Source organism: Ottowia sp. VDI28 (assembly GCF_049532675.1).
In the GTDB taxonomy this organism is placed as follows: domain Bacteria; phylum Pseudomonadota; class Gammaproteobacteria; order Burkholderiales; family Burkholderiaceae_C; genus Ottowia.
Map to the genome: position 1 here is coordinate 5,148,466 of NZ_CP149820.1, position 12,930 is coordinate 5,161,395.

Sequence of the window (12,930 nt, forward strand, 5' to 3'; positions counted from 1 at the left end):
AGAGGGTGTGAACAACCTCAGCCGAAGAGCGCAGCCGCCAGGTCGTGTTCGTCGCCGGCAGGGAGTCGGCCGAGGCGCAGCGAATGTTCGATGTGATGCAGGTGTTCCACCATCAGCGCCGCCGCGGCATCGCTTTCACCGGCTTCGATGGCCTCGATCAACCGGCTGTGCTCGTCATTCGGACAGGCGGCTGCCATCGGCGCATCAAAGGTCAAGATAGCCAGACAGGTTAGCGGCGTCATCGCGCGCATCATGCGCGCCATCATCCCGCTGCCCGACAACTCCGCGAGCAACACGTGAAAATCACCCGAAAGCCGCAACACCATGCGGCGATCGCCCTTGGCGTGCGCCTCTGCCTCGCGGTCGGTATGCGCCCGCAGTTGTGCGATGGCCGTGGGCTGGGCGCCTTCGGCAATGCGGGCTGTCAGGCGGCGCACCACTGCGGGCTCCATGGAGCGGCGGGTTTCGAGAACGTCATGGGCTTCTTCTGCCGTGGGCGTGGTCACAAAGGCCCCCCGGTTCGGGATCAGCGTCACCAGTTGCTCCACAGCCAACCTTTGCAATGCGCCGCGCACTTGTGTCCGGCTCACGTGAAACAGTTCCGCCACACGCTCTTCGGCCAGTTTGGTACCAGGCAGAAGGCGGTATTCAACGATGGCGTTGTACACGCGTTGGTGGATGTCGGCCTGCGAGGCGGGTTTGCCGCGCGGGGCGAGCTTGTAGGCGCTGGATGAAGTCGAAGACATGCTTTGCATGGATACAAAAACCATGCCAATGGTATCCAAATTGTGATCCTATTTCTCAATTTTCCGGAAGTAACGGAACTGAGAGGAGGTCTTCATGACTTTTTGCAAATAAGAATCATTCTCGATTATGATGATTCGTCCACACAGTCGTTTCGAGGCCATTCATCCATGAACGATACCCCCGCCAAACCCGGGCTTGCCCCATACGGCGCGCCGTCCCCCTCCTGCAGACCGGCTGGCGATACCGCCCCAGGCGGCGAACGCGCTGCCGGTGTCCATGCCCGCCATTTGCCTGGCCCCCTGCTACCCGAGTGGAAGGCGCTTATGCGCAGGGGCATGAATGCGGATCGGGGCCGGGCGCCCGAGCAAGCGCAGGCGCTCTATCTGCTCGCACGGGACATCGCGCAGACATTGCTCGAGGGGTCAGCGGACCCGATGCCGGCCGACGACCGTGTCGCCGCTTTTGTGGTCACTCATCTGAACCTCTCGGATTCTTTCTCCGATGCGGGACAGCCGGAAGCCGCGGTCCCCCATCTGTGCAGTGCGCACCGGAAACTGATCGCGCTGCTGGTAGTTGACGGCGTGGCGTCCGACCTGCGCCAGGCGGCCTGGCGCCACTCCCGGGAAACCCATGCCGCGCTGATCCAGCACCTGTCCGAATACGGTGACCATCCCGACATCATGGCTGCGCTTCACACGGGGTGCATTCCCATGACCGCGCCCGAGACGCCCGCGCATTGATCTTCGCGCCCGCCTTTTCCTTCCGCACCCACTCCATTGCCACCATGCCTTACACCCTGCCTGAGCTCGGCTACACCTACAACGCGCTTGAACCGCACATCGATGCGCAAACGATGGAAATTCATTACACGAAGCACCATCAGACCTACGTGAACAATCTCAATGCCGCGCTGGAAGGCACCGAGTTCGCGAACCTTCCCATTGAGACCCTGATCGCCCGCACGGCGTCACTACCTGAAAATCTGCGAGCGCCCGTGCGCAACAATGGCGGCGGACATGCCAATCACAGCCTGTTCTGGAAAGTGATGTCCCCCACTGGCGGTGGCTTGCCCACAGGCGATCTCGCCAAAGCCATCGATGCCGAACTAGGAGGCATCGATGCCTTCAAGGATGCCTTCACCAAAGCCGCACTCACCCGCTTCGGCAGCGGCTGGGCCTGGCTATCGGTAGACAAGCAAGGAAAACTGGCGGTCGAGAGTTCTGCCAATCAGGACAACCCGGTCATGGCCGACATCGGATCGGGCAACACGGGGATTCTGGGGCTCGACGTCTGGGAACACGCCTATTACCTCAAATACCAAAATCGCCGCCCTGAGTACATCGCGGCGTTTTACAACGTGATTGATTGGCCCGAGGTGGCTCGGCGCTACTCGGCGGCACGAAGCTAAGTGAATACCGGCTTTCGCTGGTATGACGATGCGAGCGCCGAATGGCCGTTGATTTGGCCATGCAAAGGGCTCCCAACGGATGAGCAGATGAGGGCTGATTCTGCTGGCCCCTATGACTGGCGTCCTGGGATTTCGCGCACGCCGCCAATCCTGAAAAATCCCCCAGAAATGTTCCCAAGACATTTCCGGCAAAACAAAAAGCCTTCCAGGTCATTGATCTGGAAGGCTTTTTACCAATGGTTAGTTGGTAGGCGCGATTGGACTCGAACCAACGACCCCCACCATGTCAAGGTGGTGCTCTAACCAGCTGAGCTACGCGCCTGAAGATTCGAAGGGGCGTAGTGTAGCAGATCCTTTAGCGCCTTTTGGCAACACGCACACCAGAAACTTCCCGGACCATCCGCAAGACCTGCGCCAAGCGCTGTGTATCGGCTACTTCGACGGTGAAAGTCATCCAGGCCCAACCCTTGACGGACTGAGTCTTCACGCCGATCACGTTCATCTTCTCGCGGGCAAAGACATCGGAAATGTCGCGCAGCAAACCCTGCCTGTCTGTGGCTTCCACCGCCACGTCCACTGGATAGGCCACGCTTTGGCGGGCAGCGGAATCGCTCCAGCCCACATCGATCACCCGGTCTGGGTCACGCGCCAGCAGATCGCGGAAATTGGCGCAGTCACGACGGTGCACACTGACGCCACGGCCACGGGTGACAAACCCGCCAATCTCGTCGGGCGGCGCAGGTTTGCAGCAGCGTGCCGGCTGGGTGAGCAGCGAATCGAGGCCCACCACGAGCACACCGCCACGCGCGGTACTGGCCGGGCGCGCCTTGCGCAACAGCACCTGCTCGTCAGGATCCGGCTGCGGCTCAGGCGGGCGCAGCACAGTCTCGATACTGCGCAGAGAAAGCTCATCCTTGCCGACCGTCTCGAAGAGTGCGTCGGGTGTCTTGAAGCCCAGATCGCTCGCCAATTGATCAAGCGACAGCGCTGTGCGGCCCTCGCGCTGCAGCAGCTTCTCGACCATCTCGCGGCCACGCGCCACGGTCTCGCGCGTGTACTGGGCGTTGAACCAGGCGCGCACCTTGGCTTTGCCCCGTGAACTGGCCAGGTAGCCCAGGTCCGCATTGAGCCAGTCGCGCGAAGGGCCGCCCTCCTTGGCCGCGTTGATCTCGACCGTCTGGCCGTTCTGCAACGGGGTGTTGAGCGGCACCATGGCGCCGTCGACGCGCGCGCCGCGGCAACGGTGGCCCAATTCGGTATGCACCGTGTAGGCGAAATCAACGGGAGTCGCACCGGTCGGCAGCTCGACAATAGCCGCCTCGGGTGTGAGCACATAGATATGTTCGTCGAACAGGCCCTGCTGCGGCTCGCTGCCCGTGAGGTCGCGCTCCCAGGCCAGCAATTGGCGCAGCACCGCGATCTTCGCGTCGTATTCGCTGGCAGCCACCACGCCCGCATAACCTTTGGTGCCTGCCTCCTTGTAGGCCCAATGCGCTGCCACGCCGTGCTCGGCGTGCTGGTGCATCTCCGGGGTTCGGATCTGGATTTCCCAGGCCAGGCCATCGGCATCGCGCACCACAGTATGCAGAGACTGATAGCCGTTGATCTTGGGGCGCGCGATGTAGTCGTCAAACTCGTCAGGCACCGGGGTGTACTGCTCATGCACCCAACCCAGGGTGGCATAGCAATCTGCCACGGTGGGCACCAGCACGCGCAGCGCGCGCACATCGAACACCTTGTCGAAATCCAGCCCCTTGCCCCGCATCTTGCGCACGATGCTGGAGATGTGCTTGGGCCGGCCTGATACCTTCGCGGCAATGCCTTGCGCACACAGGGCCTCCTCGATGACGGCGCGGCGCTGGGCCATGGCAGCCTCGCGCTCCACGCGGCGCTCGTCCAGCAGCGACGCCACCAGCTTGTAGGTATCAGGCTCCTGGGCGCGGAAAATCAGGTCTTCCATCTCCCACTTGATCTGCCAGATACCCAGCCGGTTGGCCAGGGGCGCGAAGATTTCATGCGATTCACGCAGCAAGCTGGGTGAAGGCGGCCGGCGCATGGCCGCGCAATACCGCAAAGTCTGCAGCCGCGAGGCCAGGCGCAGCAGCACCACGCGCAGATCACGGCTGAAAGCCAGCAGCATCTTGCGCACGTTCTCGGCCTGCTGGCCGGCTTGCTCGGAACCTGCAGCAAGCTCCTGCCGGCCGGCGCGCGAGCGCTGCTGGACACGCTCCAGCTTGGCGGTTTCCACCGCAAGCCGCGCGAAACTGTCGCCGAAAACCTTGCCGATCACTTCGGCGGGCCGGTTGAGCTGCTCGCTGGCATAACTCAAATACACCGCGGCCTGCATGGCTTCGGAGCCACCGATGGTTGCCAGGATGTCCGCGACGGCATCCGCATGCGCAAGCACGTTCTCGCCTGTTGCAGTGACTTCGTCCGCAATCAGAGGCTCGGCGAAGGCACGGGCGCGGGCACGCACGTCATCCAGCGCCGGCAGGGATTGAGCCGTTGCCGTGATCAACTCTGCCACAGGCTCGCCGGAAGCCAGCATGGAGGTCGGCAACTGCTTCATGATGCGTTGGGATGGCCCAGCAAAAAATCAAGCACGGTGCGCACCTGATCTTCGGCCACCAGGGTAGGTGCATGGCCAATGCCTGCAAATTCAATGACCCGCGCGCGGGGTCCTTGCTCGGCCATGGCTTGCGCGGTAGCAGGCGACAGCAGATCCGAAACCGCGCCACGCAACACCAGCGTGTCGGCTGTGATCTGCCCATAGATCTGCCACATGGCCGCCTCGCCCTGAATCGAAGCTTCGCGCGTCAGGTGGCCATAGGGCACGGCGATCGCGGGATCGTAGTGCAGGCGAAAGCCGCCTTCCGGCAACGGCTTGAACATGGGGCGCGAGAGCGCCAGCCATTGCTCATCGGTGTGCGGGCCGAAGCTGGCGGAGATGGCGCGCATGGCCGCGGCCCCTTGCTCCACGGTGGCAAACGTGCCGCTCTTGCCCAAATACTGGCCGATCCGCTCCAATGCGCTCCATTCGATGCTGGGGCCAACATCATTGAGCACCAATCGGCGTACCGGCACCGGCAAGGGAAGACTTGGCATGCCCGCCAGCGACATGCCGATGATGCCGCCCATGCTGGTTCCCACCCAATCGAGCGTCTTCAAGGGAGCGCTCTGATGAAGCCGCGTCAGCATGGCCAGCATGTCGCCGACGTAGGTCGTGAACTGGTAGCCCATCGGGTCCTTGAGCCAATCGCTCTCTCCGCGGCCGACGACGTCCGGGCAAACCACTCGCACGGGCTCGCCCATTTCCGCGGCGCGCTTGAGCAGGGCCCGCGCCAGAACATCGAAATCGCGCCCCTGGCGTGAAAGGCCGTGCGCGCAAACAATCAGGTGCGGTGCTGCGGCATCGCCCCATTGCCACCAGGCCATACGGTGACCTTCAGCAGAATCAGAGCATTGGACATGATGCAGCGTGGGCTCGGTCATAGTATGAAGCAATTTAGGTACCGTCCCGGCATCGTAATTCAATTATCAAAGGAGACTAGCGTAGTGGGCCTCAGCCCTTCTCTCAGAGGGGGAGAAACCCTGAGAGCACGTTCACGATCTCCGCATGGATTCCGTGCGCGAAGCCCTTGGACGTGCTCCGAACGAGTTCCTGTACTCCCCCGAATAGGGGCGGCTAAAGCCCTTAGCGCGCCTGCACCGAGCCCGAGACAGTGACTTGCACCACACTCTTGCCCGGCTCGACCGCCACGGGCGCCGCATCGGCTTCCTTGCTAAAGCCGCGCGCTTGCATGGCCATGGGGCGCGGACCGGGGAAGCCCGCATCATTGCTGTCCACCGTGACCTCCTTCAGGCTATAGCCGCCGAAACCAAAAGCCTTGGTGATTTCGGTGGCGCGCGCCTTGAAGCGCTCGATGGCCTCGGCCTGCGCTTCACTTTGTACCTTGGCTCGCTGCTCCCGGCTCAAGTTGAAGGAAACGTTGCCGATGGACATGGTGGTGGCCCGTGCCGCAGCCTGGGTGATGCGCGGGAAATCCCGCCCTTCCAGCAACAGCTCTGCGTGGCCCTGCCAGCCATTGATCTTGCTGTCTTTGCCGTAGCGTGGATTGACACTGAAAGTGCCCGTTCGCACATCCATCTGTCCTGGCTGCGCGGTCTTCTTGACCTCCGCCAGTGCCGCATCGAGCGCCTTGCGCAACTCATCCTGCACGCCCGCGGCATTCGAGCCTTCGCGCGTGGCGGTGAGCGAGAGGGTCAGCATGTCCTGCACGACTTCCACCTGGCCCGCCGCCGAGAGATGAAACACGTTCTGCGAAGGGGCCGGAGCGGCCTGCGGCGCCTGAGCATGGGCTGCGGTACCGGCTGCGCATAGTGCCAGGGCGGCCAGCAAGGCGGTGCGGTTCTTCATGAGTAGGGTCCTTTGACAAAGTGTGAATCATGGCCTTTCCGTGGCTTGGTGCGACCGCGCCCGCCATAACGGAAAGTACAAAGATTGAAGTTGGTGCCAAAGGTGCCCAGGTTCAAGAGGGCGCGTCAGATTTCGGATTTCAGATTGTGAACACGCGCTCTATAAACAACACGCGCCCTGAAGTGCTCTTACGGCAAGCGAAAGTCAGCGGCGGACGGGCAGGATATCGGGCCCGGCCATCCGGCTGCCCGCCATACCGTTGCTCACGTCGGCCTGGCCTGCCGCGCGGCGCACCTGATCCCGCAGCTCCGACCGCTCTGCCGGCGTCAATCGGCGCTCCACCATGGTGGATTCTCCGCCCGATTCGCGCTGCTGCGTCTGAATCGTCATCCATAGAGCGCTTCGCTTGATAGGCTCATTTTGCGGGGTAGCCGAATAAGGCGCTGTGGCCTGCGTGATCGTGGGCTGCCCTTGCCCGGCGCCTTCGCCGACAGGCTGCGCCCACACCCCCCTCAGCAACGCGGTGGTGCCCATGAAAAGAACTGCGATTTTCGATACCATCATCATGACAAGCAGTACCTTCTCATAGGGTTGAGTATTTGTCCTACAGAAGTGCCCAATCACGGGCAACAGTTGTAACTCTGTGAAAACCTGTTCGGGAAAACCCCAAATGCGCCGGAAATCGCTGTAACAATGGGGCTGTTACAAATTCGACCAAGGACTTCGATGAGCCAGGTTGCCAACCGAACTGACAAGATTGCCGTCGTCGACGACGACGCGCGTATCCGCGATTTGCTTCGCCGCTACCTCTCCCAGGAAGGGTTTGAAGTGATTGTGGCGGAAGACGCCAAAGCACTGTCGCGCATCATGCTGCGCGACACCATTGACCTGATCGTTCTCGATCTGATGATGCCGGGTGAAGATGGGCTTTCCGTATGCCGCCGCCTGCGCGCAGCGGGCGACAAGACGCCGATCATCATGCTCACCGCCAAGGGCGAGGATGTGGACCGCATTGTCGGCCTGGAAGTCGGCGCCGACGACTATCTCGGTAAGCCCTTCAACCCTCGCGAACTGCTGGCCCGGGTGCATGCCGTGCTGCGCCGCCGCCCGCCACAGGAAGCACCGGGCGCGCCTTCGGCAGAGAACGAGAGCGTGGCTTTCGGACCTTTCCAGTTCGACCTGGGCGCTCGTACGCTCCACAAGAATGGCGAGGAAATTTCACTCACGACGGGTGAGTTCGCGATGCTCAAGGCGCTGGTGCGCCACCCCCGCCAGCCGCTGTCGCGCGAAAAACTGGCGCAACTGGCGCGCGGCAGGGAATTCGAGCCCTTCGATCGCAGCTTGGACGTGCAGATCTCGCGCCTGCGCAAGCTGATCGAGCAGGATGCCGCCAGCCCGCGCTATATCCAGACCGTCTGGGGTGTCGGCTATGTGTTCGTGCCCGATGGCGCGGGCTGAGATAACGCTGTTAATCTAACGGCCTATGGCGGCCGTTTCTGATTTCGACGAATCCAGCACTTCGCAGGTGCCGGATGCGGATGTGTTCGACACCATGAACGCACCGCTTGAATATGCGCCCGAATCCGAGGGTGCCGAGGGTGGTTTCAGCCTGTTCTGGCGAACCTTCTTTCTGCTCAGCCTGTTGCTGCTGGGCTCTTCGGTCGGCTGGTATCAGCTGTTCCGCACCCTTGAATATGAACCCCGGGTCATTGAGAACGCGCGGCAAGTGGCCTCGCTGGTCAATCTCTCCCGGGCGGCGCTGGTGCACTCCGATGCCATTGCCCGTGTCTCGCTCATCAAAACGCTGGCCGAGCAGGAGAAAGTACGCATCCTTCCACGGGAGCCTGGCGATAAGTTCGAGCTGTTCGCTCACACCGAGCTGGAGCAGCGCATGAACCGCGAACTGGTCGCCCGCCTGGGACGCGGCACCGTGGTGGCCAGCAGTGTCAACAACGAGCCTGGCCTATGGGTAGGCTTTGCCATCGAGGGTGACTCCTATTGGCTCCTGATGGACCGGTCGCGTATCGGCTCGCTGCTGGGCGGCAGCGCCTGGCTGCTATGGCTGGCTACGTTGGGGGTGATCTCCCTCATAGGTGCAGCCCTGCTGGCACGGCTGATCGACCGGCCGTTGCGCCAGTTGTCCATCGCGGCGGCGCGCGTGCGGGAGGGCGACTACCTGAAAAGCCGGCTTGACGAGCGCGCGCTGTCAAGCGAGGTGCGCGCGGTCAATATCGGCTTCAACCGCATGGCTGACCAGCTCTCGAAAATAGAGCAGAACCGGGCTGAAATGCTGGCCGGTATTTCGCACGATCTGCGCACCCCGCTGGCGCGGCTGCGGCTGGAAACCGAGATGAGCGTGCCGGACCCCGAAGCGCGCGAGCACATGGCGGCCGACATTGCCCAAGTCGACTCCATCATCAACAAGTTCCTCGACTATGCGCGGCCCGATCACGTGAACCTGCAGGCTTTGCCGCTGGCGGAACTGGTCACGGCCAGCGTGATGCCATTCACCGCGCGCGAGGACATGCAGGTGAAAATCGATGTGCCGGCCGACCTTCGTGTCATGGGCGATGAGATCGAGCTCTTGCGCACCCTGTCGAACCTGCTTGAAAACGCGCGCCGCTACGGCCAGACGCCAGGCACCAGTATCACGCAAGTGCATATTGCCGCGGCAGGACGGGACCACTGGGTCATCGTGCGTGTACGCGACCATGGCCCTGGCGTGCGCTCCGAGGTGCTTCCCGACCTGACACGGCCCTTCTTCCGCGGCGACACCGCCCGCACCTCGGCGACCGGCGCAGGGCTGGGCCTGTCCATCGTCGCCAAGATGGTGGGGCACATGGGGGGTACGCTGGTCATGAGCAACAGCTCCACCGGCGGGCTGGTCGCCACCATCCGCCTGCAGCAAGCATCGGATGCGCGCACAGGCTCCATGCTGAAGAAAAAGCGCTAGAACCAACCGTCCGAGCACACCGCCGATGAGCCTCCAGACCCGTTTCATGGGTGCCTTGCTGATCCTGGGCCTGGGCGCAGCGGCCTCCGCGCGCGCGGACTATCGGCCTGAAGGCACTTGCGACGGGCTTCCCGCCATTACCTCCCTCAAGGTGGCCCCTCAGTTCTGCCTGGCTTTGGCGGCATCCCGTCTGGGCATGCCGCGCGGCGTCCTGGCCCTGAGCAACCGGCGGCTGCTCGTGGCCGACATGGGCAGTTGGGATCCACGCCGCGGGCGCCTGCTGGAGTTGGTGCGCGACAAGGACGATGGCGCCTTCCGTGTGCAGGTACTGCTCAAAGGCCTGAACAGGCCACACGGGCTGAGGCAAGATGCCGAGGGAAGAATTCTGCTCGGGGAATCCGACCGAATCAGTTGGCTTGAGCTTCCTGCCAACGGGCAAACGGCGAAACTGCATCCCATTATCACGGAGCTGCCAGCGGACGGCCGGCATCCTCTGAAGACCTTTGCCGTGGGACCCAAAGGCGAACTTTTTCTGAATCTGGGCGCCCCTACGGACCATTGCGAACCGTCATCTTCAGCCGAAAAAAAACCGGCAACCGCCTGCAATGAAGGCACAGGCCCCCAGGCACGCGCGGCCGTGTGGAAATACGAGCGCGTCAGCCCCTCGCCCGAGCGCTGGGAGGGACATCCTTTTGCGCTGGGACTCAGAAACTCGATGGGACTGGCCGTACACCCGGAGTCCCGGCAGCTTTGGCAGGCCGAGAACAGCCGCGATACCCTGCCGGGTGACGTCTACTCGAAAACCCAGCCACCGGATGAGCTGAACGCATTGGCGGAAGGGAAACACTACGGGTGGCCTCACTGCACAGGAACCGACGTGTTCGACAAACGCTTTGGAGCCAAAAGCTGCGCAGACTTCACCTCGCCCGCCAAACTGATTCCTGCGCATGCAGCCCCATTGGGCATGATGTTCTATACCGCCAGGCAGGCTCCGCCAGAATGGCGTGGTGCGCTGGTCATGGCTTGGCACGGCTATCAAAACACCGGGCACCGGTTGATGGCATGGCGGTTCGACTCGAAACATCAGCCTCAAGGAAATGCCGCCCCCTTGATTTCCCGCTGGAACATGCAAGCCAACCGGCATCCGCTTGGCGCTCCAGTGGAGGTGACCCAGGACGAAAGCGGCCGGCTCTGGATCACGGAAGACCGGAACGGAACCCTGCTGGTACTGGTTCCCAAGAAGGAGGGCCACTGATATGCCATGGCCGCGCCTCGATACGCGCGTGCCTGTCTCACTCGAGCTTGATGTTGGCACGCCGGATGATGTCGCCCCATTTCTGATGCTCCGCCATCACATAGGCTTTGGCCTTGGCTTGGGTTGAGCCTGGCGTAGGCTCAACGCCAGACTGAATCATCTTTTCACGCACGCTGGCGTCGTCCTGAAGCTTCATGAGCTGGAGCGACAATTTCTCCAGAAGAAGCCGAGGCGTGCCGCGGGGCACTGCAAATGCAGCCCAGGTCATGGCATCGAAACCCGGATAGAACTCAGCCACAGCCGGAACTTCGGGCAGATCAAAATAGCGCGTAGGAGAACTCACCGCGAGAGCTCGAAGACGCCCCGCCTTCACATGCGTCATCGCCGCCGAGGTCGTCTCGAACAGCGTATCGATCTGTCCTCCGATCAGGTCAGTGAGCGCTGGCGCGGCGCCTTTGTAGGGCACATGAACGAGCTTGGTACCCGAAGTCGCCTTGAACATCTCCATGGCCAGATGATTGGTCACGCCGTTGCCACCTGAGCCGCAATTGAACTCTTTCTTCTTGGCGGCCGCGACCAGATCTGGAAGCGTCTTGAACGGGGAATCGGCTTTCACCAGCAGAATGAGCGGCGACCGGCCTACCAGTCCCACAGGCTCCAGATCCTTCATGGGATCGAAGCCGAGGTTGGAATACAGATGCGGCGCCACGGTCAGCGGCCCGCTCGACGTGAATAGAAGGCTGTATCCGTCAGGTGCCGATCTGGCCACGTCTCTGGCAGCCAGCGTCGCACCGGCGCCAGGGCGGTTGTCCACCACGAACGGTTGATTGAACTTCTTTTGCAGTTCATCCGAAAGGATGCGCGCCAGCACATCGCTCCCCTGCCCTGCGGGAAAGCCAAGAATGACCTTCACCGGGCGCTTGGGCCAATCAGTGGTGTCTGTCGCCTCTGCTCGAATGACCGAGGGAAGCGCCCCAAGGGCGCCCATGGCAAGTAAATGCCTCCGATGAACCATGGTGTAGTCTCCTGATGTGATCGAGATGCCGGTCTCCATCAACTGCACAACCGGCCCTTTTTCATTAAAGGCTCAACCACCGCGATCAACAAGAGACTTCCCCCTCTCCCGCCAAAGACATCATGAGTGTGATGACACGCGCCTTCTTCCTGCGGATGCGTTTGATCCGCCGATGTCTGCTTCAAAATTCATCGGCATGATGAATCCCAAAATACGGCGTAGCGCTCTCTACACGCCAGGCGCAAATCCCACTGTCCTTCAAAAAGCCGCCCGCTCGGACGCCGATGTTCTGATCTTCGATCTGGAAGATGCCGTCGCTCCCGGCGCTAAAGCCGATGCCCGCCAGCATGTGATCAAGGCACTTTCTGACCCCGCTCTGCGCGGGCGTTCAGTCGTTGTTCGCGTGAATGGTCTTGGCACACCATGGTGCGAAGAAGACGTGCGCGCCGTGGCGGGTGCTCCCATCGCGGGCGTGCTCTTTCCCAAGATCAATACCCCGCAGGACGCCCAAGCGGCGCAAACCATGTTGAACATGCACGGGGTTTCGCGAAGCGTCGACCTTTGGTGCATGATCGAAACGCCTCTGGCAATCCTGAATGTTCAGGCCATCGGCCAACTGGCCGGACAGCAAGGCTCACGGATCACGACCTGGGTGCTGGGGACCAATGATCTGGTGAAGGAGTTGCGCGCCAGGCACACTCCTCAGCGCGAAGGCCTTGTACCCATGTTGGCTCTGGTCCTGCTCGCCGCGCGAGCGAACGGCCTCTGCGTTCTCGACGGCGTGCACAACGATGTCAAGGACGAAACCAGCTTTGAGTTCACATGCCAGCAAGGGCGGCAAATGGGCTTCGATGGCCGCACGCTGATCCATCCCAGCCAGATCGCAGGTTGCCACCTCGCTTACTCGCCGACAGATGCAGAGATCACAGATGCGCGCGAGATCATCGAAGCGTTCGCTCTCCCGGAAAACAAGGGCAAGGGCGTCATCCAGCTCAAGGGCCGGATGGTGGAGTTGCTGCATGCGGAAATCGCCGAACAGATCCTGAGGACAGCAACAGCTATCGAACTCGCCGCCGGCGCAAGAGCATCCGATTCACAAACGCCGGCTTGAAAAAATGGGCTGGAGCCGGTCGAA

12 protein-coding genes and 1 tRNA gene are annotated in these 12,930 nt (G+C 62.0%); 6 read left to right on the forward strand and 7 right to left on the reverse strand.

Going from position 1 to position 12,930, the window contains the following annotated elements; translation table 11 throughout:
• Window positions 1–17: 17 nt before the first annotated feature.
• Window positions 18–770, reverse strand: a complete 753-nt coding sequence (locus WJU18_RS24535) for a GntR family transcriptional regulator (protein WP_423456333.1) — start codon at window positions 768–770, stop codon at window positions 18–20.
• Window positions 771–914: 144 nt separating this feature from the next.
• Between WJU18_RS24535 and WJU18_RS24540 the strand changes: the two genes are divergently transcribed.
• Both WJU18_RS24540 and WJU18_RS24545 read left to right on the forward strand, forming a co-directional pair.
• Window positions 915–1,487, forward strand: a complete 573-nt coding sequence (locus tag WJU18_RS24540) for a hypothetical protein (RefSeq protein WP_423456335.1) — start codon at window positions 915–917, stop codon at window positions 1,485–1,487.
• 44 nt (window positions 1,488–1,531) lie between these two features.
• Window positions 1,532–2,155, forward strand: a complete 624-nt coding sequence (locus tag WJU18_RS24545; RefSeq protein WP_423456336.1) for a superoxide dismutase — start codon at window positions 1,532–1,534, stop codon at window positions 2,153–2,155.
• Window positions 2,156–2,400: 245 nt separating this feature from the next.
• Here the strand turns inward: WJU18_RS24545 and WJU18_RS24550 are convergent.
• From WJU18_RS24550 to WJU18_RS24570, 5 genes are all read right to left on the reverse strand, one after another.
• Window positions 2,401–2,477, reverse strand: a tRNA-Val gene (locus WJU18_RS24550).
• 33 nt (window positions 2,478–2,510) lie between these two features.
• Complete coding sequence (locus WJU18_RS24555) at window positions 2,511–4,724, reverse strand: RelA/SpoT family protein (protein ID WP_423456338.1); 2,214 nt, start codon at window positions 4,722–4,724, stop codon at window positions 2,511–2,513.
• Window positions 4,721–5,647, reverse strand: coding sequence for an alpha/beta fold hydrolase (locus WJU18_RS24560; protein ID WP_423456340.1), 927 nt, complete (start codon window positions 5,645–5,647; stop codon window positions 4,721–4,723). The genes WJU18_RS24555 and WJU18_RS24560 overlap by 4 nt, the downstream gene beginning before the upstream one ends.
• Window positions 5,648–5,849: 202 nt before the next feature.
• The gene (locus tag WJU18_RS24565) at window positions 5,850–6,572 is read right to left on the reverse strand and encodes an SIMPL domain-containing protein (protein ID WP_423456342.1); all 723 of its coding nucleotides are present in this window, start codon (window positions 6,570–6,572) and stop codon (window positions 5,850–5,852) included.
• Between the two features lie 204 nt (window positions 6,573–6,776).
• Entirely contained in the window at window positions 6,777–7,139 is a 363-nt protein-coding gene (locus tag WJU18_RS24570) for a hypothetical protein (protein WP_423456344.1), read from the reverse strand.
• A gap of 159 nt (window positions 7,140–7,298) precedes the next feature.
• On the opposite strand from WJU18_RS24570, the gene ompR reads away from it, so the two are divergent.
• Genes ompR through WJU18_RS24585 form a run of 3 tightly spaced genes read left to right on the forward strand, consistent with a single transcriptional unit; the run spans window position 7,299 to window position 10,780 of the window.
• Window positions 7,299–8,030 (forward strand): two-component system response regulator OmpR, encoded by a 732-nt coding sequence (gene ompR / locus WJU18_RS24575; RefSeq protein ID WP_423456346.1) that lies wholly within the window; start codon window positions 7,299–7,301, stop codon window positions 8,028–8,030.
• Between the two features lie 25 nt (window positions 8,031–8,055).
• Complete coding sequence (locus WJU18_RS24580) at window positions 8,056–9,525, forward strand: ATP-binding protein (protein WP_423456348.1); 1,470 nt, start codon at window positions 8,056–8,058, stop codon at window positions 9,523–9,525.
• A gap of 25 nt (window positions 9,526–9,550) precedes the next feature.
• Complete coding sequence (locus WJU18_RS24585; RefSeq protein ID WP_423456350.1) at window positions 9,551–10,780, forward strand: PQQ-dependent sugar dehydrogenase; 1,230 nt, start codon at window positions 9,551–9,553, stop codon at window positions 10,778–10,780.
• 37 nt (window positions 10,781–10,817) lie between these two features.
• On the opposite strand, the gene WJU18_RS24590 is transcribed toward WJU18_RS24585, so the two are convergent.
• Window positions 10,818–11,795, reverse strand: a complete 978-nt coding sequence (locus tag WJU18_RS24590; protein ID WP_423456352.1) for a Bug family tripartite tricarboxylate transporter substrate binding protein — start codon at window positions 11,793–11,795, stop codon at window positions 10,818–10,820.
• Between the two features lie 25 nt (window positions 11,796–11,820).
• On the opposite strand from WJU18_RS24590, the gene WJU18_RS24595 reads away from it, so the two are divergent.
• Window positions 11,821–12,906, forward strand: coding sequence for an HpcH/HpaI aldolase/citrate lyase family protein (locus WJU18_RS24595; RefSeq protein WP_423456354.1), 1,086 nt, complete (start codon window positions 11,821–11,823; stop codon window positions 12,904–12,906).
• The last annotated feature ends 24 nt before the right edge of the window (window positions 12,907–12,930 follow it).